Annotated in this window: 1 protein-coding gene; it reads left to right on the forward strand. The window is 75.6% G+C overall.

Features of this window, described 5'->3' with window-relative positions; translation table 11 throughout:
• Positions 1 to 342: 342 nt before the first annotated feature.
• Entirely contained in the window at positions 343 to 2,337 is a 1,995-nt protein-coding gene (locus tag ABD308_RS23245) for a tetratricopeptide repeat protein (RefSeq protein ID WP_344338190.1), read from the forward strand.
• Positions 2,338 to 2,379 lie beyond the last annotated feature (42 nt).

Consider the following 2,379-nt stretch of genomic DNA (forward strand, 5'->3'; position numbering starts at 1 on the left):
ACCGTGACGTCAGTTACCGGCGGCCGGGCGGCGTCATGTCTGCCGTCGACGAGCGGAACGCTCAATTCCTTGACAGTTCATACGAATTGTCACCACTATGGGCGCAGGTCGCCGTGATCACCGGCCGACCACCCCCACACCGAAGGAGACTGACATGCGGAAGATGAGCATCCGTAAGTCCGACACCGTCGCGCTGTCCGGCAACACCCGCCGGCTCTGGTTCGAGTGGTGCTGGTAACTCCGGCGCACCACCACTGACACCGGTGGCGCGCCAGGGCGTTCGGAGAGCCCTGGCGCGCCACCAGGCATCCGCGGCGGCACGAGAAGGGGCTGGGGTCGAACATGCGGCACGTCTGGGTGGAGGCGGCGCTGCCCCGGGACCGGCGCGCGGCGGCCGCCGGGGCCGAAGGGCTCCTGGGCGCCTTCGACTGCCGGGTCTGGGAACGCGGACCCTACGGCGGTGTCGGCGAGTTCGTCCGCCGCCTCGTGCTCGATCAGGGGCGGTCCCCGCTGGTGGTCCGGCACCAGGTCGAACTCCTCTGCGCGGTGCGGGACCTCAAGCCCGCGATGCCGTGGGCCACCGAGGCCGTCGCGGCACTGGATGTCGCGGACGTCCAGATCAGGTTCCACCCGGCCCGCCGCACCCGCCACCTCGCCTACGGGATCGCCGAGTTCGTCGCGGCCTGGGCGGCCGAGCGGCGGTCGCCGGCCGCCGTCGTGCTCGACGGGGTGGACGAGGCGGACGGCACCACCGTCGAACTCGTCGGGACGCTGCTGCGGCGCGTCGACCCGTCCCGGCTGAGGCTGTACGTCGGAGGCGCCTCGCTGCCCGACGCGCTCGCCGCTTCCGTCGGCGGCTGCGCCGAGCCCCTCGCCGTCACCCCGTCCGAAGCGGCCCCCGAGGACGCCGCCGAGGCGCACGACCCCGCCTGGCACGACGAGCGCGCCGACGCACTGGCCGCGACCGGCGAGTGGTCCTGGCGGCTGGGCGCGCTCCCCTACCACCGCGAACGCGGCACCCGGCCGACGACCGACGGCGTCGAGGCGCTGCGCACCGCGCTCGGCTCCGCTCTGCAGAGCGGCTTCTACGAGCACACCGTCCGGCTCGCCGAGCGCGGCCTGCGGCTGGTCACCCCGGCCACGGACACCCGGAACTGGTGGGCCTTCACCACCATGCTGGCCACCGCGCTGACCGCCCTCGACCGCCCGGCCGAGGCGCTCGCGCTCTACGACCGGGTCCGGCGGGCCACCGACGAGCCGAGGATCCACCTGTCCGCGGCCTACTCCACCGCGATGCTGCACGCCCGCCACCTGCCGGCGCCCGACCGGGACCTCGCCGCCGCCCGCACCTGGCTGGACCGCGCCCTGGCCCTCGCCGAGCGGATCGAGGACCCGCGCGAGCGCACCGTCACCACCGTCTTCCACCGCCAGGGCCTGGCCCTGCTGGACAGCCGTGCCGGCGACCACTCCGCCGCGCTGCGCACGGTCGAGGACGGCATCGCGAGGCTCGCGCAGACCCTGGCGCCCGGCGAACGGCCCCAGGACCGCGCGCGGCTGGTGCACAACCGGGCCCAGCTGCACCTCGCGCTGGGCGATCCGGTCCGCGCGCTCGCCGACCTCGACACGGTGATCGCGCAGGACCCGCAGAACGCGGAGTACTACGTCGACCGGGCGGCCCTTCACCGGGCCACCGGGCGGCCGGACGAGGCGATCGCCGACTACGGCACCGCGATCCGGCTCGGCCCGCACCTTCCCGAGGCGTACCTCAACCGCGCCGGGACCCACTCCGACCTGGGGCGTCCGGAGGCGGCGCTGGCCGACCTCGACCGGACCCTGCGGATCGAGCCGGACCACCTCGACGCCCTGGTCAACCGGGCCGGCCTGTTCCTGGACGCCGGTGAACTCGACCTGGCCGAACGCGACGCGCACGCCGGCCTGGAACTCTCCCCCGACCAGCCGCACCTGCTCTGCGTGCTCGCCCTGGTCGCGGGCGAACACGGCCGGCTCCCCGAGGCGGAGGCCCTGCTCACCCGGGCCGTCGAACACTTCCCCGACCTGCCCGCCGCGTGGGCCAACCGCGCGGCGATCCGCTTCGAACGGGGCGACGTCCCCGGCGCCGTCGCCGATCTGGACCGCGCCGTCGACCTGGACCCCGATCCGGTCGCCCTGCTCAACCGGGGGCTGGCCCATCGGCGGCTCGGCGACCCGGCGGCCGCCGCGGCGGACTTCACCCGCGCGCTCGCGGCCGACCCCGGCCCGGATCCCGGGCTGCGCGCCGAACTGCTGCGGGAACTGGCCTCCTGCACCCCGCCCGCCGGGGGACGGCGGAGCCCTTGACCGCCGTCCTCCCGGCACCCGCGGCCCGGGAGCCGGGCCGGT

This window comes from Kitasatospora putterlickiae (assembly GCF_039527695.1).
Taxonomy (GTDB): Bacteria; Actinomycetota; Actinomycetes; order Streptomycetales; family Streptomycetaceae; genus Kitasatospora; species Kitasatospora putterlickiae.